This is a genomic window from Vibrio splendidus 12E03, assembly GCF_000272105.2.
Classification (GTDB): Bacteria; Pseudomonadota; Gammaproteobacteria; order Enterobacterales; family Vibrionaceae; genus Vibrio; species Vibrio splendidus_I.
Window position 1 is genome coordinate 1 of the sequence record NZ_AJZD02000052.1, and the last position, 22,170, is coordinate 22,170.

Here is a 22,170-nt window from a genome sequence, read left to right on the forward strand (position 1 = left end):
AAAATCAGCTCGAAAGATCAACACGCCCTAGCCTACTTTCCTGAATTTTTTCCTTTTCAAGAGCTCGGTTTGAATCAGTAAAATTACTGATTAATCATAAAATTATAAATGTCACACTGGGTTTACCTAGATACCATATTTTTCCTATCTAGTCTCGTGATAAAAGCGTGCCGCAAAGCCCGTAGGTCGTAGGTCGTAGGTCGTAGCAGCGAGGGAGCAACACCTGTTTCAGTTAACGAATAAGTAGTCAGAGCAAAGTGAAAAGCGATGACACGCGTACCGATGTTGTTGGCAGCTTAAACGTCCCTTTAATCGGTCCCATTTAAAACGACCATAAGTTAGAAAATAAAACGCTTTCATTGAACGAATATTTGATTGCGATTTCCCAATTTCGGTATATGATGCGCCACCCTAATTTTTCAGCTTATGCTGCAGGCAAATATGTCCGCCAACGCACTCTATACCGACCTATCCGGTTACTATGATTTAATGTGTGTAGATATTGACTACCAAGCGCAAAGCAACTGCGTACGTAGACTCCACCAAATCTTTGGAAATGAAGGAAAAACACACCTCGATTTAGCTTGTGGCACTGGCCCACACGTTCGTCATTTTATTGATTTTGGTTACCAAAGCGGTGGCCTAGATCTTAACAAGCCGATGTTAGACATCGCTGAAATTCGCTGCCCAGAAGCCAAGTTCTCAGTACAAAACATGAGTAACTTTGAGGTCACTGAACCACTCGATCTTATCACTTGCTTCCTGTATTCCATCCATTACAACGATGGCCTAGAGAAACTTAAAGAGTGTATCGAAAGTGTGCATCGCGCGTTGAAGCCAGAAGGTATTTTCTGTTTTAACGTGGTTGATAAAGACAAGATCAGCAACGACCTGTTTGTTAGACACACAACAAACCAAGACAAAGACGATTTCACGTTCCGTTCTGGTTGGTATTACTCTGGTCAGGGTGATAAGCAAGCGCTAAAGCTTAGTATCGAAAAGACGACTGCTGGTGAAACTCAAGTGTGGAATGATGAACACCCAATGGTGGCATTCTCGTTTAAAGAGTTAATCGAGATATTGAAGCCCTACTTCGAGGTTAATATCTTCGAGCACGATTACGATAAGCTAATTCCTTGGGATACTCAGTCCGGTAATGCGCTGATCACATGTGTCAAAATCTAGATAAATAGATAAGTAGCGAGTTAAGCTAAACCTATAGATCAAAAAGAACCCACACTCGCCGTTCTCCTTTTAGAGCATCAGCCAGCATGGGTTCTTTTGTATCAAGCTATCAGTTACTGAACTCTCGATTAGAAGTCAGCTGTCATACCTACGTAGTAAGTACGTGGCTCTTCAACATAACCTAGATATTCTAGTTCTTCAGATACTGACTCGTCCGTTAGGTTCGAAATACCTGCACGCAGTCGTACTGAATCATTCACGTTGTACACTGTGCCGATGTTCAATGTTGTGTATGCGTCTTGAGATAGGTCGCTTTCGATCTGACGCTCACCACGGTAACGAGCACTGATAAAGGTGTTCAGGTCGAAAGTTGGGCTCCAGTTTAGTTTAACTAAACCCGAGTGCTTGTAACGCTCAAGCAGCTGTTCGCCTGTCGACTTATCTTCAGTATCTAAGTAGGTGTAGTTCCCAGAAAACGCCCACTTATCAGAGATTTGATACATACCACCTAGCTCAACACCTTGAATGATTGCTTCAGAGACGTTTTGGTAAGTTTTCGCACCTAGCTCTCCCGTTGGTGAACCGTCTGGGTTTTCACATTGACGAGCACTTTCGTTCCAATCACCGCCTTCAGGACAGTAACCGTCTGTTCTTTCAATAAGGTCATTAATCTCATTCCGGAACAATGCCGCTTCGATATTCCAACGAGGTTGAGTGTAAACCGCCGCCAACTCGTAGTTTAAGCTTGTTTCTGGGCTTAGATCTTCATTACCGATTAACGCACAGCCACCTTTACAGCTTGATACTTGGTAGTCAGATTGGTTTTGAGTCAATGTTGGTGCTTTAAATGCTTTACCCACACCACCCTTGATGATTAAGTCATTCGTTGTTTGGTGTACCAAGTACACACGTGGGCTGAACTCTTCACCATACAGTTCATGCTTATCTAAACGACCACCAATGGTTGCCGTTAGTTGATCCGTCATTAACCATTGGTCCTGAACAAATAGTGCACCTTGGTATGCCTCAGATGAACCACTCACTAGGTTCTCTTTGTTCGTCAGCTCGCTCAGTTGGTAATCCATACCAAACGTTAGCGTATGGCTTTCACCAAGATAAGTGGTCGCAGACGCTTCAACAATCTGAGTTAATTCTTCGATATCGCTGCTGAAGTTATTACCCAGATCAGCCGCATCATTGTCAGTCACATTTTCGCGTGAGTAACGTACTTGCGTGTCACCCCAGCTCCAAAAACCACTGTGTGTAATCGCTTGGCTATTACGTACAACACGCGTGTCAGACTCAATAACTGAGCTTGAGCTTTCAGCCGCTGAATTACGTTCGTCGTCGCTGTAACCAAAATCGAAATCTATGGTTTGGTTATCTGTTGCATGCCATGTCAGGTTAGCAAGCATGCTTAGCGTGTCACGGTCTTCTAAAGCTGTAATATCTTCACGATCGTAGCCAGAACTGTGTGTACCAGAATATGGTTGCCATGCGTTACGGCTTGTTTGGTTAACAGAAACTCGCGCGAACAGCTCATCTTCAATCAACGCACCAGAAGTAGTAAAACCAACAGACTGCTCTTGGCCACCGTTGCCATCCATTGGAGATGACGAGTCCATGCTCAGTGTAGAGCTCCAATCGTTTTCTGGAGCCTTAGTGATGATGTTGATTGTACCGCCCATACCATCCGAACCGTAAAGTGCAGACATTGGGCCACGGATAATTTCAACACGTTCAATTGAATCAGCAGGGATAGTTGATAGGTCGAAGTCGTTACCACGGATGATGGCACTCGCTGAGCTTAGACGGCGGCCATTCACCATGATAAGAGTGTAGTCTGAATCCATACCACGAATAGAGATCATCTGACGGCCAGCACGTGTGCTATCAAAATCAGACTCTACACTCGTTGATTCTGCAACGATATCAGCCAAGGTAATACCAGGGCTATCTTCAATGTCTTGCGCGGTGATAACCGACATTGAAGCTGGCGCTTGTTTTAGTGCCATCTCGGTACGAGTTGCCGTAACAACCATTTGTTCATCTGTTGCTTGCGCTTCTTCTTGCGCTAACACGTTAGCTGAAAGTGAGGTACAAATAACAGCGACTGCGATCGAAAGGGGTTTACGAACCAAAAGAGGTTTGCGAATCAAAAGAGATCTCTCAGACATGATATTCATTCTTATATGTGATTGGTAATGATAATGGTTTGCATTAAACAACCAGCCACCATTCTTATCAACGAAAGTTTCATACCAAAAATCGATTCTCGTTATTCACCAATCAAATAACTAAAGAGATCCATATTCAAATCGATAGGTATTTGTAATTTTCATTCACCCTGCAGATGAATTATGTATAGAGCTCTTTGAATATATTGCGAACCCAGCGACACATCGGGTCGTTATGAAAGCGCTTATGCCAGTATAAGTAGACGTCTTCTGATGGGTGGCGCAACGCTTTAGGCACACGTTTACAAACAAGATCTCTTTGCTTAGCGGCTTGTTGTGCAAAAGGTGTCGGTAAATGAAAGATGATGTCGGTTGCTTCTGCCATATCCGGCGCGACGTTAAAATTGGAAAGCTGAATTGGAATGGACAACTGGCGCTGCTTATCAATCAAGCCAAGATCTTTAAATCGACTTTCGATCGAGAGCTTCTTATCCCCTTGCAGTGAGATTTGACCAAGTTGGCTATTCAACAAGTCATCAACGGTGAGCTCTTTATCTGCCAGAGGATGGTTTTTACTCATCAACAAACGGTAATCGCGGCTAATCACGAACATTCGATACAAATTTTGCTCTGAACTTAATGGCTCGTGGGTCGACAACACAAAGTGCGCATCACCGGATAACAGAGGCTCAAAGTGTCGTTTAGGAATCGAGTCGATATCAACAATCATGTTCGGCGCTTGTTGGCGTATCTCCGCAACTACCTTCGGCAACAAGTGCGCGACATTAGGCACTAAACCAAAAAAGCGAACCGTACTGTCACTGCTTTGTGGTTCGAATACATCGCCATGTACCAGCTTTTCTAAACGTGTCAGAACCGAGTTGAGATCTTGCTTAATGGCTTCTGCTTTTGGCGTTAACTCATAGCCATAAGCCGCTCGCACCAGTAGGTCATCATTGAAAACAGTACGCAGTTTTTGCAGAGCTCGGCTCACCGTAGGTTGGCTCATATCCAGAGCCAATGCCGTGTTGGAAACGTGCTTCTCTTCAAGAAGGTGTTTAAGAATAACGAGTAGATTGAGGTCGACTTGAGCAAGATTCATTATGCAAATATTAACAATATGGGAAATTCAATGAGCGCATAGTGCTATTTCTTAACAAGTAATACAATTGATAATCACTCCTATTTTGATCTAGAGCAATATGCAGAGCAGAGTTTAAGGTTAAGTGGGTTTTAAAGCTCTAAGTAAGAAATATTTGAGCGTAAAAAAGAGAGGCACAATGGCCTCTCTTTGATCGTCTACTTTATATTGCTAGCGTTGAGCTATCAGACTACAGCTTTGTCCAAGCATCTTGCCAGTATTGGCTATCTGCTGGAGCGTAAGACGCGCTTGCACACCATGCCGTGTATGGCCAAGGTTTACATTCGTACAAGCCATTATCGCTGCCGACCACAATCTCACCCGCTGCGTAGTTTGTACCCGCTTCATATGGAGGGTAATCACCTGGAGGAGGTGTTGTACCGCCGCCGTCTTTAACAGCGAAAGAATCGTTTACCATCACCATTTCACCGTCAGACGCTTTGCCGACCACTTCGAGTGCATATTGCCCTTCCGCTACATCGTATAAGTCGATGGTAATAGCGCGACTGTCCGTTACGTTAACCTTAGTTTGCTCAACCACAGTACCTGCACTGTTGATCACCATAGCGGTAACATCTAACGCTTCATTTGATGTCAGTGTTAGATCTAAACGAACATTACCGTTATCTGGCGCATATTCTGATTGAAGCCCTGAAACTACAAGCTCTAAGTCATCGCCCGGATCTGGGTTACCACCACATGAAGAGTCTGAAACTTTTCTCCAAACGCCCCACTCACCTGTCGTTCCAGGTTCTTCACCGCGAGTGTACCACCCAGCTCCCCACGTTGAACCGTCATGAGATACTTGGTCGCCTTCCACATAAACGGTGTCGGCATCCCATGCCGCAGCACAGTTAGAGTCATCAGTCACAGACACCTTACGGTCAGCGGTTACAGTTTGGTTCGCGCTGTCTGTTACGCTATACACAAGCGTGTAGTTGCCGATTTCATTTACATCGACACTGCCAGTGTGTGTGATAGTACTTGTTAGGTCGCCATCTTCAGCATCATTTGCTGTCACGCCCGCCATAGCATCAAACGCAGTTCCCAACACAACAGTCGTGTCAGACACACCATTAAATACCGGCTTCTGGCTGTAAACCTCTACCGTTCTCGCTTTAGTAGTTTCGTTGTTATCGCTGTCTTTCACTCGGTAAGTTAGAACGTAAGTACCAATCACACTGGTTTCAACGTAACCTTCAACATCGATTGATGACGTTAGATCGCCGTCTTCTTTGTCTGTTGCCGTTACGCCTTCCATAGGATCAAACGTTGTGCCGTGAAGAACACGGGTATTTTCGATACCTTTAAGAACTGGCTCACCCTCGACTGGTGGTGGCGTTACTTGACCGTGTACAAACGGGCCGTAGTCTTTAATAAACTGCTCGTTGTATTGTTGGCCATTTTTGTTCGTGCCCATGTCCCAGTTGATAGACCAAGTCATCACACCACGTAGAGGCTGGCCTTGCGCCGTTAGGCTATCAAACGCGTCGTACAAATCTTGTGGCTCTTGCACAAAACCTGTCGCGGCCGCATCGATACTTGAAGGAATACCAAACACGAGCTTGTCATGTGGGATTTTGTGGAAGCCGCGCGTTCCGTTGATAAGCGAATCAGAGATGTAGTAGATGAATTCTTCTTTTAACGCATCGTTGTTTTGAGCAATCCAACCCACACCTTCAACCCAGATACCGTCGCCACCTTGGTTGTAGAATTGTGGGTTAATCCAGTCGTAATAACCTTCTAGATTATCAATATAAGGTACATACTTGCCGCCTGTTGTTAGATACGGGAACTCAGGCGCCATAGTAATAAGGAAGTTTTTCCCTTCGGCACGGTAGTGATCTTTTACTAGCTTAAGTGCGTCAGGAATGACCGTTTGGTTGTTTGCTGCGGTTACGGCTGCTTGTTCAAGGTCGATATCTAGACCATCGAAACCGTAACGCTCGGTAAGACGGATAATCTCATCAGCAAAGGCTCTTTCATCACCGGTTTCTAGCTCTACGTGTGCATCAGCGCCACCCAAAGCCAACAGTACAGAACGACCTTGCTTGTTGAGTTCAGAGATTTGGTCAATAAATTGTTCTTCTGAAAGCCCAATGGTTGGGTCCAGTTTAAAAGTTGGGATTCGACCATCAGCCACATCGTAAACCTTCATGAATGACACATTCACGATGTTGTACATTGGGTTCACTTCATTCAGCGTCACACATGGCGCATTACCACCTTGGTAGCCGCCACCGTCACACCAGTTATGCCAATAACCAACCACGACGCCAGAATCTGGATTCGTCATATCTGAACCATTCGCATAAACAGCGCCTGACATAGCCGCCATGCCGACCGATACTGCTAATTGTAGAGCTTTACGTTTCAACATTAGTCCCACTTCCTTACTTAACAGCTGTGCCCATCACAACCGAACCAATTCATTGTAATCATGAATATTTATAGAGAAGTAATAGAATTTATAGGAAAAGATGACCTTTGATTTAACTTGTGATTTTAAGTCACAGATTGAATATCATAATCAATATGGTTTTGACTTTTCATTCAAATTGAAATGCTAAAAACTGTTATTTTCGGTCGAATGCATTGACCATGCAAATGTTTAATCAAGCTTAATTCACTAAGATAATTAACCAAAAATATAAAAAATCACCGACAAGAAAAAATGAACTTTAAATCGGCAAAATTCACCCAAAACACGCCGTAATTACTGACCTCAGACCAGACACCATTGCGAGTGACATCACTAAAATAGCCTGGATATAGCCATAATACATGTGCTAGCAATGCACACGTATAACGGAACATAGGAGTAAGAATTTTGGGAATTTTAAATCTATACACCGGAAATCTTTCAGTTAACCCTCAGCACCAGATGAATAATATACATCCAATAGTGAAATAAAATTCACCTTATCAAGTTCATTAAGTTGATTAATACCAGCCGCTGCTTTTCTTCCTCCACCCGTTTCAAAGCTTGAGCAAATTTCGTCTGCACCCGTTCTGTTTGATAATGGCGCCCGTAAGCTCACCGTGTAAGACTCGCCGTCTTGGTTTTTCGTTAATACTGCTTGCGCTCGGTTTGGATCTTGATTAACGATTTCATTACCAAATACGCCACTGATGCGCCTTGCCCACGTCTCACCTGGCAGTTCAAACACACGTGCGACTTCACTTTCATAAACAGGAGCAAGGTTTGATAACTGCTGGCGATCATTTTGATAAGCATCTCGTAGTCGATAAAACACCGAGTCTTTATCATCCAAAAGATCAAACGGATTCGGATATTGATAAAGGGTTTGGTAGAGCTCAATTGGCGTGAAATGCAAATCGCTTAGTGACGAACCGTAACCATTGTAGTTAACCAAGGTACCTAGCTCTTCTAAAAACTCTGTTTGAGATGGATCGAATCCATTTTCATCCGCTAGCCGCACGGCCACGGTTTTTAGATTATCGCCAAAGGCAGCCGCGATTGCCCAAGCCAGATGCGCACCATTCAGCTTCTGGTTTATCAGCAAGCTCGTGCAGCTCTCTGGCGCGGTATCAATCAGAGTATCTAAATGCTCAGAAGTTGGGACATCCCCTGTTCGGTGGTGATCGCAATAAAATACCTTGATGTTGGCGTCTAGCAGTGAGTGCAATGCAGGCAGGTTTTTCTCCATCGACACATCTAAAACAGTAACGGATGAAACGTCACCTTGCTTACCCGGCTCCGTAATTTGAGTAACAACTTGAGAGACCAACTTAATATCACGCTTTACACCTGTAATGAGCACGCTCTCCCGTGGATCACTTAATCGCAGCTGTAACAACGCGATTATGCCATCTGCGTCTCCGTTGAATACGTCGTAGTGCATGTTGTTCCTCTTCCTATAGATTTAACCGTTTGCCAGAAACGCGCTAATTCGTTCGTGTGTTCGACAGTCTGTCATTATTTTAGTTATATTTCACAGATACTTAAGTCTATTTTGGAATGCCTTATTCTCATTAGACTCAAAAGATAAACACATTAATAATATTGTATGACTTATATCACAGTAAACAAACCTCAAAAGATTATAAAATAAGCGCCTCCCACTTAATGATAAAGAGACGAATGAACACTACCACCACTCTTGTTTATGACACTTTGAAAAGCCTTGCTGCTCACGCTCCTGAGCAACATGCCGAGATTCGCCAGCGTTTATATGAGCAGTTGAGCCTGCCATTTAACAAGCAGCTCTCGTTATACGCTAATGTGCTTGGTCCTATCAGCTCAGGTAAATTAGCGGGATACGACAATATTGATAAAGCGGTTGAACTGGCACTGGATGTGCTGGAATGCCGAAATAAGTAATTCCCCTTTAAATACGTAATATAACGGCCCAGATCTTCCCCCAGATCGGGCCGTTTTTTTATTCTTGTCTTTTATCTATGTGAATTTCAGGCACAAAAAAGGCGCAGATGATCCACGCCTTTTGTTTTAGTAAGTTCTATGTGGTTTACGAAGTCTTGAACTGCGCGACCGCTTGGTCCATGTCGTTCGCTTGTTCTGCTACCTTGTCCACTTCAACTAAACAATGCTGCGCCGAAGCGTTATTGTCGTTCGATATAGTGTTCAGCTCATTGATTGAGTCGCTCACTTGCGCCATTACTGCACCCTGCTCTTCAATCGCTGAGGCAATACGTTCTGAATTACCTTGGATGCTTTCCATATCGCTCAAGATAAGTTGCAAGCTTGCATCCAGCTCTTCTGAATCTTTCAGCGTTAGTTGGCCTTGTTGATTACACTCGCCAATCTCTGTCATCGACGCCTGCATCTGGCTTTGAATTGCACTCACCACTGAGGTTATCTCTGTGGTCGATTGATGCGTTCTGCTTGCTAGTGCACGTACTTCATCGGCAACTACCGCGAAGCCTCGGCCTTGTTCACCCGCACGTGCCGCTTCAATGGCTGCATTTAGTGCCAGCAAGTTGGTTTGTTCTGCAATGCCTTGGATGATGTTTACTGCATCGCCGATTTGATCAACATGATGGTTCAGGGAGCTGATCGAATCTTGGCTACTTGAAAGGCGTTCAGACAACTGGGTGATATTGCTGATGGTTTCAACCACCACTTCACGGCCTTTATCGGCATTCACTTTTGCTTGATGAACACCTTCAGCCGCAACTGATGTGCTTTCTGAGATTTCACCTATTGTGAGTACCATTTCTTGCACTGACGTTGTCATGGTAGAGGTGTGATTTGCTTGAACTTCAAACTGTTTGATGACTGACTCTAGCTCGTCATGCATGTTCGACGTGCTTTGCGTCAGCTGCAGTGACTTAGATTGAGATGCCGCGATCAAGCCTTCCAGCTGATCAAGCAATTGGTTGAAGTATTGGCCTAAAGTGCTGAGTTCGTCTTTACCATCAAGGTTGGAACGAATAGACACGTCGTTAGAATCAACAATATTGCGAATCACCGAAAGCAGTGACTCAATCTTGCCAATAATAGAACGGACAATTAACCAACTGAACAGAATGATTGACACGAGTAGCGTGACGCAAAGGATGTTGTTGATCAGCGATAGTTTGTCCATCTCTTGCTGCGTTTGTTGGTCTAGCACCGCCGAGAACTCTTTAAATTGAGTCTCGATAACGTGTGAACCAGAACGCGCTTCGCCTAGCAGGCCTTCGTTATGCTTCAAACCGATCACGCGCTTCTGCTCAACCACTTGGCGCGCAGCATCTATCAAAGCAATTGAGCTTCCAACACTAGAAGTAATAGTAAGAACACTCGGGTCAAACTCCCCCTTCTCAATTAAGTCATTGAACAGGTAAAGTTCGATTTTTTGTTCAGCACTGGCTGTCGCGCTGATGTTATCGAGTAAAACATGAAACTCGCCTAGCAGGCCTTTGTCACGAGCTAGACCATAGACTTCGCTCGCTTTGACTAGGTTAACAAAGCTGGTGTGGTAGGTTTCGATGTCTTCACGTAAGTGTGTGCTGTTGGCTAAACCTAAATCACTGAGCACTGTATCTAGCTCAGATTCCGACGCTAAGAATTTGTTGTAGTTTACGTCGAACTTGTCGAGGTATTTCATATCGCTACGCAGTAAGAAATCTTTCTCGTTACGGCGAAGGTTGAGCAAACGCACTTCAAGTTCTTTGGTTATTTGTTTGGCTTCGCTCATTTGAGCGGTGGTGTCTGCAAATTGTGATGTGGTAAACAGCAGTGAAATCATGCCGAAGATGGAGAACATCCCCAACGAATAGAGCTTTTTCTTTATATTCATATACGTGGCTCGTCTTTACTAAATTAACTATGAGTATCTAAATAAATCGCATCAAAGAATGGATAACCAACTTGCGCGACCTGATTATTATTATGGTTTTTATATCGATAATGAGCGTCTAAAACAGTGGCTTCTAAGTCCACTAGCTATGACGTTCTTAATTGCATTTAAACAGCAAATGAAACAGCCAACTAAAGTTAAATTTATCAATAACACAAATTTATTACATGTACATTAGTTGAATGATAAAAGTGAGAGACAGCTATTTGACGGAGCGTAAAGGCTTGAACGCCTTGCTATGTAAGGCTTTGAATTAAAACACTTTGGATAATTATTGACCTTAGGGTTAGAAATGACACTTTTTTGGCTCATCAGAGGAGCAAGAACGAAGACCAATATTGGAGATTTTGACTCGTTTTTTAAACAGTGAACCCATCGATGAGTGATTGTACTGTCGAGCGTAAACGGCGAAAAAAATGGACCTACTCAATTAGAGTCAGGTCCATTTTTGGATTTCTTAATCAATCGCTTTGCAGATAATAAGTTAGAGTGCGAACTTAAGGCTGACTAAAACGCTTTCACCATCTTGGTTAGGCACTTCAATAATACCAATTTCTCGTCTTCTTCGATGTCTTGCGTCAGCTCATTAACCAAATTCAAGTGAAGCTGGTTATGGTGAACGTGGATCTTCTGACCTTCATCAGTTAATGCCACCACAATTGCACGACGATCCGTTGGGTGTTCATGGCGTTCAATCAATTCGGCTTTAACCAACTTTTCGATTTGAACAGTAAGTGTACCCGTGGTGATACCCAACTTTTCAGCGAGCTCTTTCATTCTTAACGCGCCATGCATACCAAGTACTTCAATGGTGTGTACTTGAGCCAGGGAATAACCCGTCTCTTTGACAACAGACTGCTCCCACGAAGACATTTTATCGTAGAACTCAGTCAGTATTTGGTTAAGCTGTTCTATATTTCGCATGGACGTTTGAATGCACCTCAAGAGTAAGATGATTAATCTTATCAAACTTGGCGAGCATTTGTTTATATTCAGAGACGGTTTTATCACTGTTTGATTCAAGAGTAATCGCTGCTGAATAATGATGCCCACTCACCTTCCACATATGGAAATCAGTGACCGATGCATAAGGCGTTAAGGTTTCAGTCACTGAGTCACGATAATCTTGGTCGATATTCTCATCCAGCAGGATTGGACTGGTTTGTTTCATAAGGTTCATCGTCCACTTGGCAATCACGAATGCGCCAACCGTTCCCATAGCCGCATCCAACCAGTTCCAACCGTAAAACTTACCAAATAGCAGAGCAACTATCGCAAGCAGCGAAGTTAGAGTATCCGCCAACACATGCATATAGGCTGCGCGTAGGTTGTGATCGTGATGGTGCCCTTTGTGCTCTTGATGCCTATCATGTTGATGATTGTGGCTGTGTCCCTTATGTTCAGAATGAGAGTGGTCGTGTCCGTGATCATGGTGATGGTACCCTAGCAAAAACATACTCACGACATTCACTGTCAAACCAATACACGCAACAATAATCGCTTCATTAAACTGAATAGCCTGTGGGTTGAACAAGCGATGTACTGACTCCACCAGCATCAACAACGCCACAATACCCAATGCAATAGCGCTGGTGTAGCCCCCTAACACGCTAACCTTACCTGTACCAAAAGAGAAACGTTCGCTCTCGGCATGTTTCTTCGCATATCGGTATGCAAACAAGGTAATCCCAAACGCCGCAGCATGTGTTCCCATATGCCAACCATCGGCAAGCAATGCCATTGAACCGTAAATAGAGCCCGCAACGATTTCGACAACCATAGTAACGACTGTCAATAACAAGACGTAGAACGTGCGTTTCTCACCTTGGCTGTTATGTGAAGAAAAGTTGTGTTGGTGACGTGTTGGAAAACTCAAAATGGTGTCCTTAACTGGTGTTTGTGGTTAGGCGATCGTTGTGAATAAAACCCTTTGATTAACAAGTAATTTGACAATCAAAGTAATTAATTGAAATTTAGTTTGATTATCAAACTTTGTCAACGACGAGTTTTAAAACTCCGATTTGTAAGACGAATTGCTGATGGTGCGCGCTAGGTCGTTCCGGAGCCTATAGATTCAGTACAGACTGAGATTTTCAGGCACAAAAAAGCCCACACGATGTGGGCTTAACTGGAACAGATTCAGGGATGGTATTATTTGTTTTGCAACAGAGTAATCTCATCATTCACCCACCCTAACAACTGCTTGGTCGCTTTCGACAACACTTGATTCTGCCTCACAATATAGCCAAGACTGGTGCTCGAAAAGTTTGCCAATGGTGTGACTTTTGAGTTCAGATGTTGCTTAGTTGATATTGCAAATTCAGGAACAATCGCCACACCAAAACCCGCTTCTGCCCAGTCGATCTGAGCGTCGACACTTCCTACTTCCATTACCCTGTGATTGGGTAGGTTTAAATTTGGTAAACCTTCATCGATGAAGTCACGTGTTCTCGTATCATGGCCCAGTAGAATCAAAGTGAGCTCGACAGCAGAGTCTTGGATATTAAACCCATCGCCTAGCGCACACCAAGAAAGTTCCTGAAGCTTTGTGAAATATAACGACTCGTTGTGCTGTTCTTTGGCGATAACAAAGCCAATATCCGCCTGAGCATTTTTAACTAAACTCGATGCCTGAGATGACGTGGTATTCAATAGCGTAAGGTCAATACCGGGATACTGCGCTTTGAATTTCTGGAACGGGCGAATCAGCAAGAATCGAGAAATGATGTCACTTACGGCAATGGTTAATGTCCCTATTTTAAGGTCATTAATGGCGTTGAGATCGGCCTGACAAATTTGCAGTTCGAGTAACGTACGTTGGCTTGTTTCCAATAGTCGTTCACCCGCTTGAGTTAATTGAAATGGGCTTCTTTCAATCAACTTTATACGCGTTTGTTGTTCTAATTGTTTTAGGTGCAAGCTCACATTGGGTTGTGTCATATGCAGTGCATTGGCCGCTTTCCCAAAATGCTTGTACTCCGCAAGCGTCACAAACGTCTTCAACAAATTAATATCGAGCATCATGTCCCCTCTCTCGTGTCACTTATATCATTCCCTACAGTGATAAACGAACGCGATAGGGAATCTCGTTTCTAGCTTAAGACTTTAAGTATATATGGAATTCTTATCAAGATAATAAAGATAATTAATTTCTCTTATCCACTTTGTAGGCCTAACATGATTTCTCAATCAGTTAGGAGAAAAATTATGCCATCTATCGTTGTTGTGGGCGCAAACTGGGGTGATGAAGGCAAAGGCCGCATCGTCGATTTTTTAGCAGACCAAGCTTCTGCTAGCATTCGTTTTCAAGGCGGAAACAATGCAGGTCATACTGTGGTAAATGACTTCGGTACTTTCAAACTGCACCAACTACCGAGTGGTATTTTTAATCCTGATTGTACAGCGGTTCTTGGCCCTGGCATGGTGATAAGCCCTGCTGCGCTAACTGAAGAAATTGCAGAAGTACAAGCGGCTGGCATCAAAGTGAAAATGGCGATCTCCGATCGTGCGACACTGTGTCTCCCTTTACACGCTCTTGAAGATACACTTGAAGAAGAACGTTTGGGCGATGGCGCTTACGGTTCAACACGTCAAGGTATTGCTCCAGCGTACGGCGACCGCGTGATGAAGAAAGGCATTCTTGTCGGTTGGCTGAATCAGCCTGAGATTTTAGAGCAGCGCATTCAATTCCTGCTTGATTGGAAAATGCCTCAACTTAAAGCACTATACCCTCAATGTGACTTCACTCAGACTGCTTCTGAAATGACAGAATGGCTACTTGAAGTGACTAAAGCTTGGCGCCCGTTCATCTGCAACGTAACTGAGCCGCTAAAAGCACTGCAATCGCAAGACGCAAACTTACTGTTTGAAGCTCAGTTAGGCGCAGGTCGCGACCTTGTCTACGGTGAATACCCTTGGACAACGTCTTCGAATGTAACTGCAGCTTATGCAGGCATTGGTAGCGGTTTACCTGCCCTTCGCCCTGAACGCGTTATTGCTGTTGCTAAATCTTTCAGTTCGTCAGTGGGTACTGGCACGCTTGTAACTGCAATGGAAGAGCAAGACAGCTTCCGCGAAAGCTCTAACGAATACGGTGCAACAACAGGCCGCCCACGTGATATGGGTTACTTCGACGCAGTAGCAACTCGCAACGGCGTTGACCTGCAAGCTGCAACGGAAATCGCACTGACTAAGATCGATTGCCTGTCTGGTTTGTCTGAACTTAAGATCTGTACCGCGTACTCAGGCGAACATACTGAGAACCCGATTTGGCCACAAACGGCCGAACTAAAACCTGTTTATGAAGATATGGCAGGTTGGGATGAAGACATCACGGGTTGCCGCACGTTTGAGAGCCTTCCTCAAGCAGCACAAGATTACGTAACTCGTATCGAAGAATTGATGGGCGTGCCAATTGTGATGGTATCGGTCGGTCCTGAGCGCGAACAAATGATCATTCGAGCTTAGTTTCGAAAATAGCTAAAGCATCATCTACATCAAAGCCCACATCCAGTGGGCTTTTTTACAGCTGTCACAAACATCTAAATCTTGTTCTTCTTGTTGAGGTACATGTTTTCATCAGACGACTTTATTAGATTAATAATGTTGAAACTTCGAGAATCCGCAGTACCACAACCATATGAAAAACCGAGCGGAACATCATCATCACAACGAAAACCTTCAATGAAGTCATCGAATTCAGCGTGAATTTTATTGACCAACTCAGAAGCATAACCGGTTTCTTCTGAATGTATGACGACGATGAATTCATCACCACCGACTCTAGCCGATATGATGTTGTACTTTGCATTGTTTTTTATGCATGACGCAAAGCCAGAGATATAGTCATCACCTTTGAAGTGGCCATAGGTATCATTGATGTACTTCAAATTATCCAAGTCGAAATACAAACAAACGATCTCTCCATCGCTGATGTTTGCTTTGTTGAATTCGTGGAAAAAGCCCCTTCTATTCAGCAGCGTAGTCATGATATCAAAATGACTATTTTTGTATAAAATCCGACTCTCTTCTTTTAATAGGATTTCGGAACGCAGCAAGGTTGAAATGTTTTCAATCAAGTTAACTTGGCTTTGCGTATACGTTGTTGGGCTCAAATCAAACACCAAGAGCACTGCAAACACTTGTTCATCTATATCCCTAACAGGAACTCCGCAAAAAGACTTATAGGCACCCTTACCATTTGCAGAAACGGAATCACCACCAGCGTGACCACTCAAATAGACCGTGCGATTTTCGTTATGCACATACTCACAAAAGAAGCTAATTTTGCTCTTATGTTGGTTGCACGATATGTTTGAGGAGCTCCACACACTCTCAGAACCAGAGCAACTCAAATCAGAGATCATGATGATGCCTGCATTAGACGCATCCATTATGTCTCGTATGTTATCCAATATAGATACCCAAGTATCGACATCGATATTTCTTTGCATCCCTTCAGAAGAGAACTTATCAAAAAGCATTAATATTTCTTTAGTATCAGACGGTTAAACTTAATCGAACATTCATTAGTATACGTTGTAACAAAAATCCCAAGAGCGATGATCTAGGGCGGTTATTACCTAGAACTAAGCAACAACCAAACCCAATCGCGCATCCTAATTTTCTAATTCAGCGGCATCGTTCGAAGAGGCCCAAATTTCTGAGCGTCGATTTTTGGCTCTACCCTCCGGCGTTGCGTTAGACGCGATAGGTTCACTTTCACCAAATGAACGAATGACCAAGCGGTTCTTCTCCACGCCATTGGTAACCAAAGCATTTGATGTCGTGAGCGCTCTTTGTAGTCCTAACGCTTGGTTATAACCCTCTGCACCTGTGCTGTCGGTGTGCCCATCCACCGTAATCGCACTGCCGTTAGTGTTTAATTCGCCTGCAAGTTGGCTCAGAGCTTTGCTGCCCATCGGCGATAAATTGTGTTGGTCAAAACCAAAATGAAGACGTGCTAGTAACCCTTGACGATCTTGGTTACTGATCCAAGTCTTACATCCTGATTGGTTCCTACCTAGATTAGATTGACCTGCTAACGCTTGCTTTAGCTCACTGCTGTCAGACGGCTGCTCTATTTGTAAAAAGCCCTGCCTGTGTTGTGCAATGCCAACGACATCGTCAACCGTAACACTGTGTTGATATTCACTAAACGCAGTGTCGCAATAAGTACTGATACCTTCTTCCGCATTAGCGATAAAACTAAGCTGCAATGTCGATAAAACGATTGAACTGACCATTAACTTTTTCATATTTTCCTCTAGTACAACTTAGTGATTCCGCTTGTTTTTGAGCCTTTACGGATGAGTTCTTCTATCTTTTCAATCAATTCATCGAGGTTAGATACATCGATGATGTCTTCACTTGAATCAACAACACAGTCTTGAAAACCACTTTGTTGAGATGCTCGAAAGTCGATACCAATAACACCTATGTATAAGCCCGGTATCTCTTCTCTTGCTTTGTCACACATCCCCTTGTCGACGAGCCCTTTGAGAATGCCGTTATTAGGGCTCTCCTGCCCGTCACTCAAAATCAGTAGCATCTTGATTTTCTTGTTGTAGACTTGCTGCTCTTCTTGATCGGAACTGTTTGGGTCACCATCATGCAGAACTTGAGAACCTCTCAATATGCCTTGAAATGCCGCCGTACCACCGTCTGCCCACATCGAACTAATCGGATTCAAGTCTGAAAGCTTGTTCGATAAGCGAATATTGGAAAACTGCGATGAATCGGAAGAACCATGCGCGTTAAATAGACGAGTTCCACTCACTCCATAGAAATCAGGCTGTAACCCCGACTTATCAGTAAACATCGTCGACACTGATGTCGATAAATCTACATAGTTGTATACGTCAGCAACTCGGTAATTATCTTGATTAATCAAATCCTTGATACGTTTGGCGTACTTTTGATTGTCCGATTTTGGGTTTGGGCAATATGATTTCCAGTACGCACAATCAAGCACATAATCTTGCGAATAGGTACGCCAGTAATCCCAGTTAACATCGTTGTAAGAATAAGGCGATACGTTGGTTTTATAGTTATCTTTGTAGCTCAATTGGCTTGTCGCGTTGGCTCTATTACCCGAGACGATTTCCCTCGTTCGAACGTTAAATGGCACAAAGCCAACTCGGTTAAGCAGCTTGTCTCCGGTGGTATCTTCTCCGGGCTCATCACAAACGTATTTCCACTCTCCATCGACATAGTCCTGTTTAATCGATGTGCAAAGAATTTTGCTGGATATTTCATCGATGGCGGTTTTCAAATCGTCGATTTTTCTGTTTCGATTTGAACCCCATCTGTCGTTCATTGAACCGGAAAAGTCCGACACAAAAACAATGTCGATGTTGTTGTCACCAAGATACACCGGGTACTTTCTCGCTAACGAACGGCCCGCCAGGTCTTGCTGCTCATCAAAAGACGGGATAAAGCTACTCGCAAACCAAGAGTCGTGTGTCGTCTTGGCATTCACTGTGTATTGGATGTATTCAAGAACCCCAGCACCCTCGTCTTCTGCTTGGTGGAAACGGTCTGCAGAAAGGTTGGTTGATTTGATGTCTCGAACATAGTTTTCGACATATTTGGTTGCTAGCCCACGAGCCTGAACCGGTTGATCTTCAATGGTCACCGCTATGGCAGCAGCCTCTGCGGAATCTCGTAATCGACTGGTCTCTTGCACATAACGTGTGCCTTCAACCGCCCAAAAGGTCATGCCCATGATTGGAACAAGCAGTAAGCCCATCCACACCGCGGCAACCCCTTGTTGTCTTTGGAGACTGATATGCTGGCGATTGATTTGACGCCCATACTGCATTTTCATTTCATTATCTCCCTGGCATTATTGAAGAAGAGCCAATCTTAACGGTGGTACTGCTACCACCGTTGAAGAAGGGTTTGAACCAAGAGCTTTCCTCTTCACAAAGACTGATTCGGTACAATGGATACACAACCCCCTTCTCTACAGGCGCTAGATCCGCATGATCGAGAATCGAATCGGTTTGGCAATTTAGGCTTCGATACTTGCTGGTTGAGAATTCAGCAACATTCGTTTTATTGGTCAACGATTCAATCTTGATGGCCACATTGTCTACTGGTGTATTGAGCATTCGGCTTGCTACTTTCGTCATGTCTAGTAATTCTGCGTTGGTCACAGATAGGTTCGTTCCTGCCAACACATCTGCCTCAAAATAACGAGTCCGCTCTTTGATAACATTGACTAAGGCAAAGCTGGATCGATCAAGCTTGGCACGTGCGAGCAATTGATAGCTCAAGTCAGCCCCAAACAGATAAACGCCCCATAAGGCCACAAGAATGAAAACTAACTCAATGGTGTACGAGCCTTGCTGGCGTCTTTTGGAAAGCACGCATTGCTTACGGAGCATCATCTTTCCACCCCTCGTGCTCTAAGTTCAAAACCATGGTGCGTGAGATATCTCTGTCAACGGCACCGGTCAGTTTAATTACGGGTGTGTAGCGGTAAGTCACTGTAATTTCTGCCAAGTCATAGTTGAAGTTCAAGCCTTGATCTGAGTGTCCCGTGTTCGCGATAAAGTCGTCATAGGTTTTGAAGTATTGACCTGCGATAGAAAAACGAGAGCTATCAATTAAGAAACTCCACAGGTTGTCATCGTCTTCAATTAACGACCTAAACTTATTCTCGTACTGTTCGTTGATCCCTTTACCTTCATATATTTTGGTATTCCTGATGGTTTCTCTCAGCGAATACTCGGTCATGTTCACAACGTAGATTTGGTAACTTGATTCGAAGATCGCAAAGGTGGCAAAAAACAGAACAAGCGCACCTAGTACAAACTCAATCGCCGTCACGCCCTTCTGATTGTTAAGACGCTTCATCATTAACTCCCAATTGAGTCAATTCAGCAGCGATGTTCTGGATCTCTTCTGCTGAGAAGTCGCCTTTGAGTAACTTTTTGGCCGAGTCAATTTGCTGAGTTTTCATCAGAGCAATAGCCAGATTAGCTTTAACGGTTTTATTCGCTGGGTCTTCTTTTAAAACCGGAGCCAATGTTTGAATCGCTTGTTGGTACTCGCCATTAGCCATTTGAATCATTGCGATGTTGTTCTTAACGACGACATCGTCATAACCGCATAAACGTGCTTGGTTGAGCTCTTGTTGTGCTTCATCGTATTTCCCAACTTTGGTGTAAGACACACCAAGCAAGACGTGAATTTGACCTGTTCTGTTTCCAGCATCGATAGAGGCTAAGTAAGCAGAAATGGCACTTTCAATGTCGTTTTTTGCATCAAACACTTGTCCTTCTAATTGGTACAAGTTGGGATTTTCAAACCCCTCTTTTTGCAGATGTTGAACATAAAAGTCTGCCGATTCGATATCCCCTTTATGGAAGTATGCCCATGCTAGATTCTCTTTCACCTCTGGATCTTCGGAGCCCTGCTCTAGCTGGGATTTGTAATAACTAATCAAGCCATCATAGTTGTTCACTTTTTCCATGCTCGTGACGTCGGCAAGCTGTAAATTTTGTTGTGTCGGTGCCGATTGACAGCCCGCCAATACACTCAGCGTGAGTAAAATGAAGCCGATACGTTTTCCAATCATTCGCAATTCTCCCTAGATGCTCAATGTCATTTGCATGATGCTCGGCGCGAGAATCAGGATAACGATCGGGAACATGATGAAAAGGATCAAAGGCACACTCATCTTCGCAGAGAGCTTACCTACCTTCTCCTCAACGGTAAGAATTTGAACTTTTCGCATGTCTTCAGCGAGATCACTTAACACACTCGCCACGGATGTCCCGTATTGCAGGTTTTGAATTATAGTCAGTACGAAGCTTCGTACTGGTGGCGTCGGAATACGTTCACTCAGATCATTGAGCGCCTTTTCAAGTCCGTGTATTTTTGCAGAATCCGACGTGCGCTTAATTTGGTAACAAAGGTCTGAGTCAAATTCAGCAAGCTCTTTCCCCAAATAAACCAGCGCGGCTTCAATCGTCATACCGGTTTGCACACATACCGACATCATGTCGAGCAAATACGGTAGTTGAGCTGAGGTTCGACTGATCAACATCTTGCGTCGCATTTGCAGCAAGGTATCTGGCACGACGATGACGGCAATCAGCGAGAAAATAACGACGAGCAACTTGTTGGTTGATGTCATATCCCCCAACAGCACCAACCCTGAAATCAACGCCAATACCAATAACTTGGCAGGGAAATAAAATTTCGCCCACTCGGTGTTGTAATAGCCCGCCTCAATCATCTTTTGCTCGAGCTCGTGTCGATGCTCTTTACCAAAACGAACAAAAAATCGGTTTACACGCGAAGGTGGACGAACAGCATCGTCTCCAATATAGAGTGCAACTTTCTTATGTCGTTGCTCTTTGCGAATCGAGTCAACAATTAGAAAGAGTAACGAAAAGAACAACACAATAAGGGAAGCCAGTAACATCATGCGCGTACTCCTCTTACTAATAACCAAACAATGAACAAGCCGAACAGCTCACTACCCAGCACGTAAAACAATATGATTCTTCCCTCTGGGTCATAGAGAACAAAATCCACATTAGCGGGATTAACGTAGTTGAGAATAATCATAAAAATCAAAGGAATGGCTGCAACGATTTTGGCTGAAATTCGCGCTTCCGACGTCATCGCCATCTTCTTTTTCTCAAGTGTTCGAGAGTCAACCAAAACCCTAATCAGACGAGCTAACACGCCCTTTAGTTGACCACCGCGAGCGATGTTTGCCCTGATCGTCACGGTAAAGAACAGAAACTCTGGGTACGGGTAGTTTTTGCATGAGCGTTGAAGCACCACTTCTGGTGACTCACCCAACTTAAGACGATCGCCCATTAGCTTAAATTCGCGGCCTATCGGGTTGTGCATCACATCACCCACATAACTGATGGCTTGCATTAAGCTGTCACCTGCCGTTACCGCACTCATTAGAATGTTCAACGCGTCAGGGAACGTATTCTCAAAGTCTCGACGCCTTCTTGTGACCAGAAAACGATAACCGAAGAAGATAAACATCAAAGACGAACCCAGTACCAACCAAGAGTTGGTGATTGATAGTAGATCTGTAACGATGTACCAAGACGCAATAAGGCTACCCGTTATATATAACGCGATGTACAACGTCGATCTCGGGCCCAACACCATTAATGTTGGTGAGATGGAATCTTTGAATTTTTGCCAGCCTTGCTTGCGCACCAATGACTTCACGTTAATCGCATTAAAGTTTTCAGCTTCCGCTTCTTCGATATTGAAAAATTGGTAGACCTTTTTGACCTTTGAATCTCGGATCAAAAGTAGCACAAACGCAAATAGGATTAATGAAATCCAAAGCATG

19 protein-coding genes are annotated in these 22,170 nt (G+C 43.9%); 3 read left to right on the forward strand and 16 right to left on the reverse strand.

The features are described 5' to 3' along the window. The first annotated feature begins 441 nt into the window (after nucleotides 1–441). The gene (locus A142_RS04860; protein ID WP_019826662.1) at nucleotides 442–1,185 is read left to right on the forward strand and encodes a class I SAM-dependent DNA methyltransferase; all 744 of its coding nucleotides are present in this window, start codon (nucleotides 442–444) and stop codon (nucleotides 1,183–1,185) included. Between the two features lie 128 nt (nucleotides 1,186–1,313). Here the strand turns inward: A142_RS04860 and A142_RS04865 are convergent, their stop codons facing one another. The 4 genes from A142_RS04865 to A142_RS04880 all read right to left on the reverse strand — a co-directional run bounded on the left by A142_RS04865 (nucleotide 1,314) and on the right by A142_RS04880 (nucleotide 8,369). Continuing rightward, nucleotides 1,314–3,362, reverse strand: coding sequence for a TonB-dependent receptor domain-containing protein (locus A142_RS04865; RefSeq protein ID WP_019826665.1), 2,049 nt, complete (start codon nucleotides 3,360–3,362; stop codon nucleotides 1,314–1,316). A 181-nt stretch (nucleotides 3,363–3,543) separates the two neighbouring features. Beyond that, nucleotides 3,544–4,464 carry a LysR family transcriptional regulator gene (locus A142_RS04870; protein WP_019826667.1) on the reverse strand — a complete coding sequence of 307 codons (921 nt, stop codon included), beginning with the start codon at nucleotides 4,462–4,464 and terminating at the stop codon, nucleotides 3,544–3,546. Nucleotides 4,465–4,693: 229 nt separating this feature from the next. Beyond that, the gene (locus tag A142_RS04875; RefSeq protein WP_019826668.1) at nucleotides 4,694–6,883 is read right to left on the reverse strand and encodes an immunoglobulin-like domain-containing protein; all 2,190 of its coding nucleotides are present in this window, start codon (nucleotides 6,881–6,883) and stop codon (nucleotides 4,694–4,696) included. A gap of 487 nt (nucleotides 6,884–7,370) precedes the next feature. Next, a complete protein-coding gene (locus A142_RS04880) occupies nucleotides 7,371–8,369 on the reverse strand; it encodes a hypothetical protein (RefSeq protein ID WP_019826670.1) in 999 nt (332 codons plus the stop codon). 239 nt (nucleotides 8,370–8,608) lie between these two features. Between A142_RS04880 and A142_RS04885 the strand changes: the two genes are divergently transcribed. Then, nucleotides 8,609–8,848 carry a PAS factor family protein gene (locus A142_RS04885; RefSeq protein WP_019826672.1) on the forward strand — a complete coding sequence of 80 codons (240 nt, stop codon included), beginning with the start codon at nucleotides 8,609–8,611 and terminating at the stop codon, nucleotides 8,846–8,848. A gap of 145 nt (nucleotides 8,849–8,993) precedes the next feature. On the opposite strand, the gene A142_RS04890 is transcribed toward A142_RS04885, so the two are convergent. From A142_RS04890 to A142_RS04910, 4 genes are all read right to left on the reverse strand, one after another. Continuing rightward, complete coding sequence (locus A142_RS04890) at nucleotides 8,994–10,718, reverse strand: methyl-accepting chemotaxis protein (protein ID WP_029405742.1); 1,725 nt, start codon at nucleotides 10,716–10,718, stop codon at nucleotides 8,994–8,996. A gap of 618 nt (nucleotides 10,719–11,336) precedes the next feature. Continuing rightward, nucleotides 11,337–11,753, reverse strand: a complete 417-nt coding sequence (locus A142_RS04900; RefSeq protein ID WP_019826679.1) for a MarR family winged helix-turn-helix transcriptional regulator — start codon at nucleotides 11,751–11,753, stop codon at nucleotides 11,337–11,339. Further along, entirely contained in the window at nucleotides 11,731–12,705 is a 975-nt protein-coding gene (dmeF, locus tag A142_RS04905; RefSeq protein ID WP_019826680.1) for a CDF family Co(II)/Ni(II) efflux transporter DmeF, read from the reverse strand. Before dmeF ends, A142_RS04900 begins: the two co-directional genes overlap by 23 nt. Before the next feature lie 275 nt (nucleotides 12,706–12,980). After that, the gene (locus A142_RS04910) at nucleotides 12,981–13,853 is read right to left on the reverse strand and encodes a LysR family transcriptional regulator (RefSeq protein WP_019826681.1); all 873 of its coding nucleotides are present in this window, start codon (nucleotides 13,851–13,853) and stop codon (nucleotides 12,981–12,983) included. A 183-nt stretch (nucleotides 13,854–14,036) separates the two neighbouring features. On the opposite strand from A142_RS04910, the gene A142_RS04915 reads away from it, so the two are divergent. Continuing rightward, nucleotides 14,037–15,296, forward strand: a complete 1,260-nt coding sequence (locus A142_RS04915; RefSeq protein ID WP_019826682.1) for an adenylosuccinate synthase — start codon at nucleotides 14,037–14,039, stop codon at nucleotides 15,294–15,296. Nucleotides 15,297–15,370: 74 nt separating this feature from the next. Here A142_RS04915 and A142_RS04920 read toward each other — a convergent pair whose 3' ends face one another. The 8 genes from A142_RS04920 to A142_RS04955 all read right to left on the reverse strand — a co-directional run bounded on the left by A142_RS04920 (nucleotide 15,371) and on the right by A142_RS04955 (nucleotide 22,169). Then, on the reverse strand, nucleotides 15,371–16,312 hold the full coding sequence (locus A142_RS04920) for a sensor domain-containing diguanylate cyclase (RefSeq protein WP_019826683.1): 942 nt from the start codon (nucleotides 16,310–16,312) through the stop codon (nucleotides 15,371–15,373). A 135-nt stretch (nucleotides 16,313–16,447) separates the two neighbouring features. Then, entirely contained in the window at nucleotides 16,448–17,086 is a 639-nt protein-coding gene (locus A142_RS04925) for an OmpA family protein (protein ID WP_019826685.1), read from the reverse strand. Nucleotides 17,087–17,094: 8 nt separating this feature from the next. Beyond that, entirely contained in the window at nucleotides 17,095–18,651 is a 1,557-nt protein-coding gene (locus A142_RS04930) for a TadE/TadG family type IV pilus assembly protein (protein ID WP_139137156.1), read from the reverse strand. A 10-nt stretch (nucleotides 18,652–18,661) separates the two neighbouring features. After that, nucleotides 18,662–19,219, reverse strand: a complete 558-nt coding sequence (gene tadF, locus A142_RS04935; RefSeq protein ID WP_019826689.1) for a tight adherence pilus pseudopilin TadF — start codon at nucleotides 19,217–19,219, stop codon at nucleotides 18,662–18,664. Next, nucleotides 19,209–19,691, reverse strand: a complete 483-nt coding sequence (locus A142_RS04940; protein ID WP_019826690.1) for a TadE/TadG family type IV pilus assembly protein — start codon at nucleotides 19,689–19,691, stop codon at nucleotides 19,209–19,211. The genes tadF and A142_RS04940 overlap by 11 nt, the downstream gene beginning before the upstream one ends. Next, a complete protein-coding gene (locus A142_RS04945) occupies nucleotides 19,678–20,415 on the reverse strand; it encodes a tetratricopeptide repeat protein (RefSeq protein WP_019826692.1) in 738 nt (245 codons plus the stop codon). The genes A142_RS04940 and A142_RS04945 overlap by 14 nt, the downstream gene beginning before the upstream one ends. Before the next feature lie 12 nt (nucleotides 20,416–20,427). Continuing rightward, on the reverse strand, nucleotides 20,428–21,270 hold the full coding sequence (locus A142_RS04950; RefSeq protein WP_019826694.1) for a type II secretion system F family protein: 843 nt from the start codon (nucleotides 21,268–21,270) through the stop codon (nucleotides 20,428–20,430). Next, nucleotides 21,267–22,169 (reverse strand): type II secretion system F family protein, encoded by a 903-nt coding sequence (locus A142_RS04955; protein WP_019826695.1) that lies wholly within the window; start codon nucleotides 22,167–22,169, stop codon nucleotides 21,267–21,269. The genes A142_RS04950 and A142_RS04955 overlap by 4 nt, the downstream gene beginning before the upstream one ends. Nucleotide 22,170: the final 1 nt, after the last annotated feature.

Bases quoted from the DNA above. Each gene is read 5' to 3' on its own strand.
- tadF (WP_019826689.1), bottom strand. From the start codon at position 19,219: ATGCTCCGTAAGCAATGCGTGCTTTCCAAAAGACGCCAGCAAGGCTCG.
- A142_RS04925 (WP_019826685.1), bottom strand. From the start codon at position 17,086: ATGAAAAAGTTAATGGTCAGTTCAATCGTTTTATCGACATTGCAGCTT.
- A142_RS04880 (WP_019826670.1), bottom strand. From the start codon at position 8,369: ATGCACTACGACGTATTCAACGGAGACGCAGATGGCATAATCGCGTTG.
- A142_RS04865 (WP_019826665.1), bottom strand. From the start codon at position 3,362: ATGTCTGAGAGATCTCTTTTGATTCGCAAACCTCTTTTGGTTCGTAAA.
- A142_RS04950 (WP_019826694.1), bottom strand. From the start codon at position 21,270: ATGATGTTACTGGCTTCCCTTATTGTGTTGTTCTTTTCGTTACTCTTT.
- A142_RS04875 (WP_019826668.1), bottom strand. From the start codon at position 6,883: ATGTTGAAACGTAAAGCTCTACAATTAGCAGTATCGGTCGGCATGGCG.
- A142_RS04860 (WP_019826662.1), top strand. From the start codon at position 442: ATGTCCGCCAACGCACTCTATACCGACCTATCCGGTTACTATGATTTA.
- A142_RS04940 (WP_019826690.1), bottom strand. From the start codon at position 19,691: ATGAAGCGTCTTAACAATCAGAAGGGCGTGACGGCGATTGAGTTTGTA.
- A142_RS04890 (WP_029405742.1), bottom strand. From the start codon at position 10,718: ATGATTTCACTGCTGTTTACCACATCACAATTTGCAGACACCACCGCT.
- A142_RS04920 (WP_019826683.1), bottom strand. From the start codon at position 16,312: ATGCTTTTTGATAAGTTCTCTTCTGAAGGGATGCAAAGAAATATCGAT.
- A142_RS04955 (WP_019826695.1), bottom strand. From the start codon at position 22,169: ATGCTTTGGATTTCATTAATCCTATTTGCGTTTGTGCTACTTTTGATC.
- A142_RS04910 (WP_019826681.1), bottom strand. From the start codon at position 13,853: ATGATGCTCGATATTAATTTGTTGAAGACGTTTGTGACGCTTGCGGAG.
- A142_RS04930 (WP_139137156.1), bottom strand. From the start codon at position 18,651: ATGCAGTATGGGCGTCAAATCAATCGCCAGCATATCAGTCTCCAAAGA.
- A142_RS04885 (WP_019826672.1), top strand. From the start codon at position 8,609: ATGAACACTACCACCACTCTTGTTTATGACACTTTGAAAAGCCTTGCT.
- A142_RS04900 (WP_019826679.1), bottom strand. From the start codon at position 11,753: ATGCGAAATATAGAACAGCTTAACCAAATACTGACTGAGTTCTACGAT.
- A142_RS04945 (WP_019826692.1), bottom strand. From the start codon at position 20,415: ATGATTGGAAAACGTATCGGCTTCATTTTACTCACGCTGAGTGTATTG.
- A142_RS04870 (WP_019826667.1), bottom strand. From the start codon at position 4,464: ATGAATCTTGCTCAAGTCGACCTCAATCTACTCGTTATTCTTAAACAC.
- A142_RS04915 (WP_019826682.1), top strand. From the start codon at position 14,037: ATGCCATCTATCGTTGTTGTGGGCGCAAACTGGGGTGATGAAGGCAAA.